This window comes from Agrococcus sp. Marseille-Q4369 (assembly GCF_018308945.1).
Taxonomy (GTDB): Bacteria; Actinomycetota; Actinomycetes; order Actinomycetales; family Microbacteriaceae; genus Agrococcus.
Window position 1 is genome coordinate 1,688,963 of record NZ_CP070501.1, and the last position, 12,352, is coordinate 1,701,314.

Annotated in this window: 11 protein-coding genes; 2 read left to right on the forward strand and 9 right to left on the reverse strand. The window is 70.2% G+C overall.

The window, feature by feature from the left end:
• The first annotated feature begins 86 nt into the window (after positions 1 to 86).
• Positions 87 to 1,355 carry an AAA family ATPase gene (locus JSQ78_RS08455; RefSeq protein WP_211446982.1) on the forward strand — a complete coding sequence of 423 codons (1,269 nt, stop codon included), beginning with the start codon at positions 87 to 89 and terminating at the stop codon, positions 1,353 to 1,355.
• Positions 1,348 to 2,163 (forward strand): hypothetical protein, encoded by an 816-nt coding sequence (locus JSQ78_RS08460; protein WP_211446984.1) that lies wholly within the window; start codon positions 1,348 to 1,350, stop codon positions 2,161 to 2,163. The genes JSQ78_RS08455 and JSQ78_RS08460 overlap by 8 nt, the downstream gene beginning before the upstream one ends.
• A 311-nt stretch (positions 2,164 to 2,474) precedes the next feature.
• Here the strand turns inward: JSQ78_RS08460 and JSQ78_RS08465 are convergent, their stop codons facing one another.
• The 9 genes from JSQ78_RS08465 to JSQ78_RS08505 form a co-directional block, all read right to left on the reverse strand.
• Entirely contained in the window at positions 2,475 to 4,070 is a 1,596-nt protein-coding gene (locus JSQ78_RS08465) for a xylulokinase (protein ID WP_211446985.1), read from the reverse strand.
• Positions 4,067 to 4,783 carry an L-ribulose-5-phosphate 4-epimerase gene (locus tag JSQ78_RS08470; RefSeq protein WP_211446987.1) on the reverse strand — a complete coding sequence of 239 codons (717 nt, stop codon included), beginning with the start codon at positions 4,781 to 4,783 and terminating at the stop codon, positions 4,067 to 4,069. The genes JSQ78_RS08465 and JSQ78_RS08470 overlap by 4 nt, the downstream gene beginning before the upstream one ends.
• Positions 4,784 to 4,800: 17 nt before the next feature.
• Positions 4,801 to 5,670 carry a sugar phosphate isomerase/epimerase family protein gene (locus JSQ78_RS08475; RefSeq protein WP_211446989.1) on the reverse strand — a complete coding sequence of 290 codons (870 nt, stop codon included), beginning with the start codon at positions 5,668 to 5,670 and terminating at the stop codon, positions 4,801 to 4,803.
• A gap of 22 nt (positions 5,671 to 5,692) precedes the next feature.
• Positions 5,693 to 6,463 (reverse strand): class II aldolase/adducin family protein, encoded by a 771-nt coding sequence (locus JSQ78_RS08480; RefSeq protein ID WP_211446991.1) that lies wholly within the window; start codon positions 6,461 to 6,463, stop codon positions 5,693 to 5,695.
• On the reverse strand, positions 6,460 to 7,593 hold the full coding sequence (locus JSQ78_RS08485) for an ABC transporter permease (protein ID WP_211446992.1): 1,134 nt from the start codon (positions 7,591 to 7,593) through the stop codon (positions 6,460 to 6,462). Before JSQ78_RS08485 ends, JSQ78_RS08480 begins: the two co-directional genes overlap by 4 nt.
• Entirely contained in the window at positions 7,590 to 8,603 is a 1,014-nt protein-coding gene (locus JSQ78_RS08490; protein WP_211446993.1) for an ABC transporter permease, read from the reverse strand. Before JSQ78_RS08490 ends, JSQ78_RS08485 begins: the two co-directional genes overlap by 4 nt.
• On the reverse strand, positions 8,600 to 10,159 hold the full coding sequence (locus JSQ78_RS08495) for a sugar ABC transporter ATP-binding protein (protein ID WP_211446994.1): 1,560 nt from the start codon (positions 10,157 to 10,159) through the stop codon (positions 8,600 to 8,602). The genes JSQ78_RS08490 and JSQ78_RS08495 overlap by 4 nt, the downstream gene beginning before the upstream one ends.
• Positions 10,160 to 10,289: 130 nt before the next feature.
• Positions 10,290 to 11,339, reverse strand: coding sequence for an autoinducer 2 ABC transporter substrate-binding protein (locus tag JSQ78_RS08500; protein ID WP_211446995.1), 1,050 nt, complete (start codon positions 11,337 to 11,339; stop codon positions 10,290 to 10,292).
• Complete coding sequence (locus tag JSQ78_RS08505) at positions 11,336 to 12,217, reverse strand: DeoR/GlpR family DNA-binding transcription regulator (protein ID WP_211446996.1); 882 nt, start codon at positions 12,215 to 12,217, stop codon at positions 11,336 to 11,338. The genes JSQ78_RS08500 and JSQ78_RS08505 overlap by 4 nt, the downstream gene beginning before the upstream one ends.
• Positions 12,218 to 12,352: the final 135 nt, after the last annotated feature.

Below are 12,352 nucleotides of genomic sequence, written 5' to 3' on the forward strand. Positions count from 1 at the left end.
CTATGCGCAGACTTGTCGCCGTCGACGTTAGCGGGCTATTCGGAACCACTCACCACCGTGTGGATGTGCGGCCTCGCCAGCCGACCGTGATCACCGCGCCGAACGGTGCTGGCAAGACTCACGTGCTGCGGCTCATCGCCGCGGCGCTAACAATGGACTCTCGCACTCTGTTCGGGATCGACTTCGACAAACTGACTCTTCAGTTCGACGACGACACAGAGCTATCGTACGCAACCGTCCAAGACAATGAGCCACGAGCGGCCTCGCTCGTCGTCGAAGCGTCACTCCACGGCGAGACTGAATTGCTCACGATCAAGCGGCCCGGGTCGCTCGATGCAGCGGATGAACCGCCGCCCTATTTGCGTCAGGTGTCACCGAACCGCTGGCACGACATGCGAAGCGACCGCTATCTGACGGGGGAACAAGTCGCCGAACGCTATGAATCTCGCGTCAACTTGGCTGATCACCCGATCATCGCCTCCATCGTCAGCGGAGAGCGGGCTTACTTGATCGACACCAAGCGCCTTGAGAGCGACCGCGCCGACTTCGCCAGTCGCGGCTACGACCAGGCGCGCCCGGGCCCGCGCGCTTCACGCATCCGGCACTACCTGGGCGAACTGCAGCAGAAGGTGAGCGCCGCCAGGTCCGAGTCGGTGACGGCGGCCCAAAGCGAAGACCTATCGTTCGCGACCCGAGCTCTCGCCGCAGCAAGCTTGAGCGTTAACGAGAATGAACTACGCCGTAGGTACGCACGAATCGCACGCACTTACGAAGACCTCGGCAGAAACTCGCTGTCAGTGGGGCACACACTGATGGAGTTTCCGGAGAAAACAACACCGACAATCCGCCGTATTCTTCATGTGTTCTTCGAAGATATGGAGCGGCGCCAGGCTCCCTTGTTACCGGTGAACGCTCTCGTCAACGCTCTCCGCTCCGTCCTCGACACGAAATTGTCGGCATCGGGCAAGGCCACCGGCATGACCGAGCGCGGCGGACTTCGCATTATTGGCCGTAACGGAAGAAACGTCGAGATCTCGAGACTTTCCTCCGGCGAGCAACACCTGGTGGCCCTCTTCACGATGCTCTTGTTCGGTGCCGCGCCGAACTCGGTTGTTCTGCTGGACGAACCCGAGATCTCACTGCATGCTGCATGGAAGCACGCATTCCTGGACGACGTGGTACGCATCAGCGAATTGAACGGCTTGCAAGTGATCATCGCGACGCACTCGACCGCCATAATCAATGGACGATGGGAGCTGACCGAAGAACTGGCTTTCTCTGCAGTGGACGATCACGACGATGATACTCAGGAGGAAGATAGCCTCGACTTACTGAGCGAGTATGCGAATGAATAGCCTGCGTGAACTCGATGACCTGGCGGGTCGGATCCGCCTGCACCAGCAGTCGGATAAACGGGTTGCACTGATCGTTGAAGGGGAGGATGATGTCATCGTCCTGCAACCGCTGCTTGACTCACCGATATTCCCAGCCGGCGGACGCAGCCTTGCACTCAAGGCATCCGCAAGACTCTTAGCCTGGGGCCGCAAGGGTCATGTCGCCGTGGTCGACCGGGACTTCCGCCCACACCAGCTGGAGGTCGACGGAGCGGTTGCCCCGTTGGCGTACGAGGGCCGCGACCTTGAATCGATGCTCATCCGATTCGGCGTGGTGAGCCAGGCTCTACGCTCTTTCGGAGAGCCAGCTAAACTGGCCGAGTTTGGTGGCGCAGACGCTCTGATCGAGCGATGCTGCGCCGAGGCTGAATCGGTTGCGCGCATTCGATGCTACTCGCTCGACCACCGACTCATGCTTCCGTTCGACAGAGTGGCTGTGACTGCGTTCGTATCTTGGCCTGACCTCACGCTCGACGAGGAACGCTACTGTCAGGCTTTGATCGCTAAGACCGAGCTTTCTTTAAGCGCCGAAGAGCTCTCCAATGAGGCGAGTCGAATCACCATTGACGAGTTCGGACCGCGCGGCAAAGATGTCATAGAGATTCTGAGCAAGGGGCTCGCTCGCGGGCTTCTTAAGTTGTCGAGCGGCGTGAAGTCGAAAGACGCGCTGGGCAGCCTTGCCCTGGCTGCTTCCGCTTTTCGCCTGCAATCCTCCGCCTGGTTCAAGGAGTTAGAACTTGAGCTGGAGGCCAAGACAGTGCATGTCTGAACACAGTCTTGGTGACGCGTCTCCCGCGTTGAGACTACGATGCGGTAGTCCTGGGGTCCAAGGCTTCATGGCGCGTCCGGTGCCGACGGAGGCCGGCAGATCATTGCCGCCGACCTCGAAGGCAGGCGATGCGCCGGCGACCATCCGATTGAGACCCGGCGATTGCCGGTTGTCAATGACGTGCTCGCGGTCGCCGGCAGACCCGTCGCGGCCTCGCAGCTGGGTCGAGTGGCGAGAGCGCTGGCGTGACGGTCGTGCTCACGTTCGCCGCGCTCGTGCGCTGATCTCGCCGCGATCGCGAGCGGCTCGATTCAGAGCGCCTCGACCGCCGCGGCCTCGACCGCGAGCCCCGCGCTGTAGCGCTCGAGGTAGGCCGCGAAGCCGCTGACGTCGCCGGGGTCGGGCTCGATCGTCGACTTCTCGGCCGCCGCGAACACGGCTTCGTCGAGGTAGCGCGAGAGCCCGCGCGCATCCCCGCCCGCGGCTGCTCGCGCGAACGCCGCGAGCACCGCGATGCCCCACGCGCCGCCCTCGGACGCCGTCTCCCCCACCGACACGGGCGCGCGGAGCGCTCCGGCGAGGAACCGCTGCGCGACGCCCGCGGTGCGGAACATGCCGCCGTGCGCGAACATGCGGTCGAGCCGCACGCCCTCCTCGTCGAGCACGCGCATGCCGAGCGCGAGCGTGCCGAACGCGCCGTACAGGTGCGCGCGCATGAGGTTCGCGAGCGTCAGCCGGCTCTCGGGCGTGCGCACGAGCAGCGGCCTGCCCTCGTCGAGGCCCGCGATCGGCTCCCCCGCTACGTGGTTGTAGGCGAGGAGCCCGCCCGCATCAGCCTCGCCCGCGAGCGCCTCGCGGAAGAGCGCGTCGAAGACGGCGTCGTCGTCGATCGGTGCGCCGGCGGCCTCGGCGAAGCGCGCGAACACGTGCGCCCATGCCGCGAGCTCGCTCGCGCCGTTGTTGCAGTGCACCATCGCGACGGGGTCGCCCGCGGGCGTCGCGACGAGGTCGATCTCGGCGTGCACGCGCTCGAGCGGCCGCTCGAGCACGACCATCGCGAAGATGCTCGTGCCCGCGCTCACGTTGCCCGTGCGGGGCGCGACCGCGTTCGTCGCGACCATGCCGGTGCCGGCGTCGCCCTCCGGCGCGCACAGCGGCACGCCGGGCCGCAGCGTGCCGCTCGGGTCGAGCAGCAGCGCGCCCGCCGGCGTCAGGGCTCCCGCGGGCTCGCCGGCGCGCAGCACGGTCGGGAGCAGCTCGGCGACGCTCGCGACCGGCAGACGGCCCGCGACGAGCTCGTCGTAGCGCGCGACGAGCTCGGAGTCGTAGTCGCCGCCGGCCGCGTCGAGCGGGAACATGCCGGATGCGTCACCGACGCCGAGCACCGCGCGTCCCGTGAGGGCGCGGTGCACGTAGCCGGCGAGGGTCGTGATCGAGCGGACGCGGGGCACGTGCGGCTCGTCATCGAGGATCGCCTGGTGGAGGTGCGCGATCGACCAGCGCAGCGGGATGTTCACGCCGAACGCCTCGGTGAGCTCCGCCGCGGCGCGGCCGGTCGAGGTGTTCCGCCACGTGCGGAACGGCGCGAGCAGCTCGCCCGCCTCGTCGAAGGCGAGGTAGCCGTGCATCATGCCCGAGACGCCGATCGCGCCGATCTCGCGCAGCTCGGCGCGGTGCTGCGCGCGGACGTCGTCGCGGAGCGCCGCGAACGCGGCCTGCACGCCGGCCCACGCATCGTCGAGCGCGTAGGTCCAGGTGCGCTCCTCGAAGCGGTTCTCCCACGCGTGGGAGCCGACCGCGAGCACGCGCGCGGGATCGGCCGCGTCGACGATGCACGCCTTGATGCGCGTCGAGCCCAGCTCGATGCCGAGCGCCGTGCGGCCCGCCTCGATCGCCTCGGCGCTCATCGGTCGCCCTGCTGCGTTCCGGGCCGCTGGCCGTAGACGTGCTGGTACCGCTCGTGCAGCCGGTCGATGTCGGCCGGCGCGATGGGGATGAGGGGCCCTGCCTCGCGCGCGAGGTGGACCGTGCGGGCGACGTCCTCGACCATGACCGCCGCCTTCACCGCATCCCTCGCCGTCCTGCCGATCGTGAACGGACCGTGGTTCTGCATGAGCACCGCGCGCGAGCGGTGCTCGCGGAGCGTCTCGACGATGCCGCGGCCGATCGAGTCGTCGCCGATGATCGCGAACGGCCCGACGGGGATCGGCCCGCCGAACTCGTCCGCCATCGCGGTGAGCACGCACGGGATCTCCTCGCCGCGCGCGGCCCACGCGGTCGCGTAGGTCGAGTGGGTGTGCACGACGCCGCCGACCTCGGGCATGTGCCGGTAGACGTAGGCGTGCGCGGCGGTGTCGCTCGAGGGGCTCGCCTCGCTCCCGGCGGTGCCGGGCACGACGGCACCGTCGAGGTCGCACACGATCATCCGCTCGGGCGTCAGCTCGTCGTAGTCGACGCCCGAGGGCTTGATGACGAAGAGGTCGGCGCCCGGGACGCGGCCCGAGACGTTGCCGCCCGTCCACACCACGAGGCCGTAGCGCACGAGCTCGCGGTGGAGCCGCGCGACGTCCTCGCGCACGGCGTCGATCGCCGCGAGCGTCGTCGGGTCGAGCGCAGCCATGCTCGGTCCGGCCATGCTCAGTGGAGCGCGATCGTCTCGACCGAGCGCAGCTGGTCGCGGATGAAGCGGTTGGCGTGCGCGGCGAGGTCGTCGGAGTCCTCCCAGAGGTTGCGCCAGATGCCGAGCGTGTTCGAGAGCGACTCCGAGACGACGGCGCTCGAGAACGACTCGAAGACGATCGGGCCGTCGTAATCCAGGCGCGCGAGGCCGCGGAAGAAGGAGCCGAAGTCGACCGACCCGGTGCCGAGGTAGCCGCGGTGGCTCTCGCCGATGTGCACGTAGCGCAGCCGCTCGCCCGCGTCGAGGACGGGCTCGAGCATCCCCGACTCCTCGATGTTCATGTGGTACGTGTCGAGGTGCAGGTGCACGTTGTCGTGCCCGATCTCCTCGAGGAAGCGGAGGCCCCCGCGCGCGGTGTTCGCGATGTTCGTCTCGTAGCGGTTGACAATCTCGAGCGAGAGCGTCACCCCCGCCGCGGCCGCTCGGTCGGCGAGGCGGCGGAGCGCGGCGGCGGAGTTCGCGCGGCCCGCCTCGGTCGCGGGCTGCATGTACTTCTGCATCGCGGAGTAGATGACGCCGCACAGGTGCTGCCCGCCCGCCTCGGCGACGACGTCGATCGCCCGCTCGAGGAGGGTCTCGCCCTCGCGGCTCACCGCGCCGTCCTCGCTCGAGAGGTCGTGCGCGGCGTCGAGCCCGAGGCTCGACGCCATCGCGACGCCGTGGTCGTCGAGCATGCGGCGCACGAGCGCCCCGTCGATCGCGAACGGATCCATGAGCGGCAGCTCGAGCAGGTCGAACCCCGCCTGCTGGGTGCCGGCGATGGCGGTCTGGAGGCCCGCCTCGTCGAACGTGCCGGTGAAGACGAGGCCGTGGACGCCGATCTGCATGATTGCTCCTTCGCTGGGTGGTCTATCGCGCCGCGTCGAGGATCGCGCGGCGCACGTGCTCGTCGTCCCGACCGTCGATGCGGTCGAGGACGGCGTCGGGGAGGAAATTCGGCTCGCCCACCGAGAGCGCCCCGACGAGGATGCGCGCGACCTTGTCGGCCATCTCGGTGATGCGGAGGCACTCGGCCGGCGTCGCGCCGATCGCGAAGATGCCGTGGTTCCGCATCCACGCGACCTTCGGGAGCGCGCCGTGCCGGTCGGCGAAGTCGCGCAGCTCGTCGCGCATGAGCCGGCCGAGGCTCAGGCCCGGGTCGACGTAGGGCACGAGCAGCGTCTCGGTGCCGAGCACCACGATCTGGTCGGGGAAGAGCGCACCGGCGGCGAGCAGCCCTGCCCGGTCGGAGCACAGCACCGAGTTCGCCGCGATGGGGTGCGTGTGGCAGGCGGCGCCCGCGCCGGAGCTCAGCACGACCGCGTGCAGGAGCGCCTCGACGCTCGGCCGCTTCGCGTCCGGGTCGACGCGCGAGGCCATGAGCGCCTCCGCGACGCGTGCGTCTCCCGCACCGCCCTCGAACGCCGCCGGGTCGTCGAGCAGCTCGAGGATCGGCGCGAACCGGCACTCGACGAGGTCGTCGGGCGCCGCGGCCGCGAGCGACGAGCCCGTGGCCTTCACGAGCATCCGCTCGTCGTCGAGCCTCGCCGAGACGTTGCCCTCGGCGAGGATGACGAGCTCGCGCTGCGGCTCGCCCACGGCGTGCGCGAGCCGCAGCAGGTCGTCGCGGGGATCGGTCACTTCGGCGCTCCCGGCGCGGTCGCCGGGACCGCGAGGCGCGGTGGTGCTCCCGCCTGCCGCCTGCGGATCGTGGCGTTCGAGAGCAGCGAGGCGCCGAGCAGCACGATGCCGAGCGCGAGCAGCTGCGCCTGCGCGCCCTCGTTGCCGGGCACGACGAGCAGGATCGAGGCGTTGAGCCACACGATGAGCAGTGCCGCGAGCAGGATGCCGCTCAGCTTGCCGATGCCGCCCGTGATGGCGACACCGCCGAGCACCGCGATCGTGATCGCGGGCAGCGCCATGCCGCTGCCGCTCGTGCCCGCGTCGGGCCGGGCGGAGGCGAACTGCGCGACGGTGTAGACGCCGACGAGGCCCGAGATCGCACCGGCCGTGACGTAGGCCATCATGCGCGTGCGGCGCGTGTCGATGCCCGCCCACTGCGCGGCGGTGTCGTTCGTGCCGATCGCGTAGAGCTTGCGGCCGTAGGTCGTGCGGTTGAGCACGAACCACGCGACGATCGCGACGGGGATGAGGAAGGTGAAGACGCCGAGCGGCACGAGCGGCAGCGAGCCGCCGATGACGGGGAGCTCGACGGCCTTGGCCGCGTTGTAGAACTCCGAGATCTCCGGTCCCGAGATGGGCCGCTGCTCGCTCACGACGAGCGCGATCGAGCGGTAGGCGTAGAAGGTCGCGAGCGTCGTGATGAGCGCCGGGTAGCCGAGGTAGGCGGTGAGCACGCCGTTGATCGCGCCGAGGAGCGCCCCGAAGAGCACCGCGAGCACGACCGCGACGAGCAGCGGCAGGCCCGCCTGCTGGTAGAGCATCGCGAAGACGATGCCCGTGAGCGAGACCATCGAGCCGACCGAGAGGTCGATGCCGCCGCGGCCGGAGGTGATGACGAACAGCTCGGCGAGCGCGAGCAGCGCGAGCGGCACGTAGGCGATGAGCGTCGAGGCGAGGTAGTCGCTGTTGAACGTGCCGCTCGTGAGCCCGACGGCGTCGAGGATCGACATCGCGACGAGCAGCACGATGATGAGCGCGAGCAGCAGCACCGCGCGGTCGCGGAGGATGCCCGAGCCGAGCCACTCGCGCACGCGCGAGGGCGGCGCCGCCTGTCGCTCGTCGGCGGGGGTCGTCGTGGTGGCGGTCATGCGCGGGCCCTCCTGGCTCGCTCGCGGATGATGTCGGTGCCGACGGCGATGAGGATGAAGATGCCGACGAAGAGGAAGCCGAGCTGGGTGGGCCAGCCGAGCTGCGTGACGCCCGAGACGACGGTCTGCACGAGGATCGCGCCGAGCAGGGTGCCGACGACGCTGCCGCGGCCGCCGAGGATCGAGGTGCCGCCGATGACGACGGCGGCGATGACCTGCAGCTCCTTGCCCGAGCCGACCGACTGGTCGAGCGTCGAGGTGCCCGTCGCGATGATCATGCACGCGGCGAGCCCGGCGAGCGCGCCGGTGATGAGGTACACCCAGACGAGCCGCGGCTGCACCTTGATGCCCGCGAGCCGGGCGGCGTTCTGGTTGCCGCCGATCGCGTAGAGGTTGCGGCCCGACTTCGCGTAGCGCAGGAACCACCACGCGACGGCGACGGCGAGCACCGCGATCGCGAAGGAGTGCGGCACCCCGAAGGTCGAGCCAGCCGAGCCACGCCCGAAGAACTCGAGCGTCGACGGGATGCCGTTGACGGTCGACGAGTTGAAGACGCGCAGCCCGAGCCACAGGAAGACGTTCGCGGTGCCGAACGTGATGATGATCGGATGCACGCGGCCGTAGGCGATCAGGATGCCGTTGAGCGCGCCGAGCGCCGCGCCGATGACGATGGCGAGCGCCACCGCGACGATCGCGGGCACGTCGTAGCTCACGAGCACGCGCGCGGTCACGACGGCGGAGACCATGATCATGCCCGCGACGGAGACGTCGATGCCCGCGGTGATGATGACGAAGGTCATGCCCACGCCGATGAGCGCGATCGGCGCGACCTGCACGAGCAGCGGGCCGATCGAGCCGGGCGTGAGGAACGCGGGCGTGAAGATGCCGAGCAGCACCCACAGGATCACAAGCACGACGAGCAGCACGACCTCCTGCCCCGTCACGATCGGGGGCAGGATGCGGCGCATGCTCACCGCTTGCGGCGCGCGGGCTTCGGTCGCGGTGGTCATCGGTCGTCCTCCTCGGTGACGGGCTCGTCCTCGGCGCCGGCCGCCGCCGCGAGCAGCGAGGCCTGGCTCGCGCTGGGCGGGAACTCGCGGGCGATGCGCCCGGAGCGGAAGACGAGGACGCGGTCGGAGATGCGCTGGACCTCTGCGAGGTCGGTGGTGATCACGAGCACGGCCGTGCCGCGCGCGGCGAGGTCGGCGATGATCCGGTGGATCTCCTCCTTCGCGCCGACGTCGACGCCCTGCGTCGGCTCGGCGAGCACGAGGAGCTTCGGCTGCTCGACGATCTGGCGGGCGAGCACGACCTTCTGCGCGTTGCCGCCGGACATCGCGCCGAGCGGCTGCCGCGACGTGGGCGTCTTGACCGCGAGCCGGCCGATGAGGTCGTCGGCGATGCGCCGCTCGGCCTTGGGCGACACCCAGCCGGGGAGCTTCCCGAGCAGGCCGAGCGAGCCGACCGTGATGTTGAAGGCGATGCTCTGGAACGAGAAGGAGCCCTGCGACGAGCGGTTCGCCGGCACCATTCGGATGCCGCGGCGCTTCGCCTCGGCGGGCGTGCCGGGGTGGCGGTCGCTGCCGACGACGCGCATCCGTCCGTTCGTCGCACGGCGCATGCCGTAGACGACCTCGCCGACCTCGGCCGCGCCGGAGCCGATGAGGCCGTAGAGGCCGAGCACCTCGCCGGCGCGCACCGAGAGCGACACGTCGGCGAACGTGCCGTCGAGCGTGAGCCCCTCGAGCTCGAGCACGGTCTCGCCGTGCTCGCCCGGGACGTGCTCGCCCTCGTCGAGCGCGCCGCCGACCATGCGCTCGGCGATCTCGCGCACCGAGAGCTCGCCGATCGGCTCGGTCGAGACGGTCTCGCCGTCGCGCATGATCGTCACGGCGTCGGCGATGCGGAAGAGCTCGTCGAGCCGGTGACTGATGTAGATGATGGAGACGCCGTCGGCGGCGAGCCGTCGCACGACGCCGAAGAGCACCTCGATCTCGGCGTCGGTGAGGATGGCGCTCGGCTCGTCGAGGATGAGGATGCTCGCCTGCTCGAGGAGCGCCTTCGCGATCGAGACCTGCTGCTGCTGCGCGATCGAGAGGCCGCCGAGCGGCTGCGAGGCGACGCCGCGGTCGAGCCCGACGGTGTCGAGCAGCTCGAGCATGCGCGGCGCCTGGGCGCGCCAGTCGATCATCGGGCCGCGGGTGATCTCGCGGCCGACGAAGAAGTTCTCGGCGACGGTGAGCTCGGGGAAGAGCTGCGGCTCCTGGTAGACGGTCTGCACGCCGAGGCCGATCGCGTCGGTCGTCGAGCCGATCGAGACGGCCGTGCCGTCGATCGCGATCGAGCCGGTGTCGGCCTGCTCGGCGCCCGCGAGGATCTTGATGAGCGTCGACTTGCCGGCGCCGTTCTCGCCCACGAGCGCGTGGACGGTGCCGGGCATGACGGTGATGTCGGCGTGGCGGATGGCGCGCACGCCGCCGTAGCGCTTCGAGATGTCGCGCATCTCGAGCCGGGGCGTGGAGTCGTGCCCCGGCGTGGGGCGTGCCCGCTGGGCGGTGTCGGTCATGGTGCTCCTCGTGATCGCCGCCGCTGGGGCCGGCGGGCTGCCTGCGGGTCGGCCTCCGGGCCGGCCGGCGGGCCAGATGGGGTGCCGGGGCGCGGCGCGAGCCGCGCCCCGGCGTCAGTCGATCGGGCGATCAGTAGTCGTAGTCGCCCGCGTTCTCGGCGGTGAAGACGGTCGGCGGGCCGAGCAGCAGCACGCCCGTCGCCTCGTCGTACTCGACCTCCGAGAGCGCCTCGTTCGACAGGCTCGACGTGTCGCCGAGGTCGCCGTCGGTCGCGAGCTGCACGCCGGCCCAGCCGGTCAGGTAGCCGAGGCCCTCGACGTCCCACAGGATCGACCCGCTCGACGCGCCCGACTCGAGGTACGGGAGCATCGACTGCGGCGTGCCGAGGCCGACGGTGAAGACCTCGCCGATGCGGTCGGCGTCCTGCACGGCCTGTGCGACGCCCGGGGCGCTCGAGGTGCACTCGCCCACGAGGCCCGTGAGGTCGGGGTGGCTGTTCATGAGGTCGGTCGCCATCTGCGTCGCCATGGCCTGGTCCTCGCCGGCGTAGACGATGTCGACGATCTCGGCGTCGGGGTACTCCGAAGCGGTGTACGCCTCCTGCACCTCGATCCACGCGTTGAGGTTCGCCGCCGTCTCGCCGCACGAGACGATCGCGTACTTGCCCGAGCCGCCCATCGCCTCGAGGAGCGAGTCGGTGAGCTGCTGGCCGATGCCCTCGACCGAGGCCTGGCTCACGAAGACCTCGCGCACCGAGTCGGGCGCGTCGGTGTCGGTCGTGGCGACGTGGATGCCGGCGGCCTGCGCCTCCTGCAGCAGCGGCGCCATCGAGTTCGGGTCGTTCGGTGCGACGAACAGCACGTCGACGCCCTGCTGGATGAACGAGCGCACGATGTCGGCCTGCGCGGCCGCGTCGGCGGTCGTCGGGCCCTGGTAGAGCCACTCGAAGCCGAGCTCCTCGGCCGCCTGCTGGCCGCCCGTGTTCATCGCCTCGAAGTAGGGGATGCCCTGCAGCTTGGGGACGAACGCGATGGTCAGGCCCTCGGCGCTCGCGCCGTCGGTGGCGCCCGGCTCCGCCGACGATCCGGTGTCGGTGTTGCGCGACGTGCAGCCGGCCAGCACGACGGCAGCGGCCGCCGAGAGCGCCAGTGCACCCGCGATCTTGCGTGAGATCTTCATCGATGCTCCTTCAGGGTGAGGCGACGGGAGGCGGTCTCCGCCCGTGCCGAGACCGGCGCCGTGCCGGTCGTCTGCGCGTCGGGGAGCGGCACGCGGGCCACCGGCACGCCGATGGCGCGCCACTCCTCGACGAAGTCGTCGGATGCGTCGGCATCCGTGATGAGGCTCGTCACCTGCTCGGCGCGCGCGAACGGGTGCAGCGCGAAGCCGTCGATCTTGCTCGAGTCGAACAGTCCGTGCACCTCGTCGGTCGCGGCGACGAGCGCTTGCTTCGAGACGGCCTCGTCGGTCGCGAGCTCGAGCAGGCCGCGCTCCGGCGAGAGGCCGACGACGCCGACGAACGCCTTGTGCACGCGGCCGCGGCCGACGAGCGCGTCGGTGATGGGGCCGACGAGGCCCGAGCTCTCGCGGCGCAGCGTGCCGCCGGGCATGATGACGCGCGCGTCGGAGCGCTCCATGAGCACGGTCGCGGTCGGGAGCGACTGCGTGATGACGACGAGGCCCTGCCGCTGCAGCAGCTCGAGCGCGAGGTAGTGCGCGGTGCTCGAGGTGTCGAGCGCGATGACGTCGCCGTCGGCGACGAGCGTCGCGGCCTGGGCGGCGATCGCGCGCTTCGCGGCCGACTCGCGCTGCAGGCGGTCGCGGAAGGCGCCCTCGTCGCCGCGCTCCGGCAGCAGCGCGCCGCCGCGCGTGCGTCGCAGCAGCTGCCGGCGCTCGAGCGCGTCGAGGTCCTTGCGGATCGTCACCTCGGAGACGTCGAGGTCGCGGGCGAGCTCGGCGACCTGCACGGAGCCGTTGGCTCCGAGGGCGTCGAGGATGCGCGCCTCACGACTGATCACGGCGTCTCCCTTGTCGGTGATGGTGGCGACAGTACGCATCCGAAACCGGCTTCGCAAGTCACCGATACCGAATCGCAACCTTTGTGCTTGCGTTCGAAACCTCGACGAGGCATGCTGGCGTGGCGCGACCGGCGCTGAGCCGACCGGTGGCGACGGTCGACGAGGACGGGAGCG